The organism is Bradyrhizobium sp. 23AC (genome assembly GCF_054863025.1).
In genome coordinates, this window is record NZ_JAVAYN010000202.1 from 1 (window position 1) to 262 (window position 262).

The 262-nt window shown below is 61.5% G+C and carries 1 protein-coding gene; it reads left to right on the top strand.

The features are described from left to right. Positions 1–262: hypothetical protein (locus RAD10_RS42105; RefSeq protein ID WP_461622048.1), on the top strand; the 262-nt coding region annotated here is incomplete at both ends.

The following is a 262-nucleotide window of genomic DNA, read 5'->3' on the forward strand; positions in this document are numbered from 1 at the left end:
TACCTCAATTCGCTTCCCGACAAGCTCACCGAGCATCTATCGGACGTGCTGCGGGAGCAGGCATTCCGTCTTTCCGACGCTCAGCGCGCCGCGTTGCGATCTCTTGAGCAGTCGCCAGAGACCGGCGCTTTAGAAGCGTCGTGCACCGTGGCCCAGGGCGAAAACGAATTGGAATACCTGGTGAAGGCCGGCGGCGACATGACGACCAAGGAAGTCCGCGAGGGGAGCGGCGAACCCTATGACTACGCGCTCGGCTTCGAAT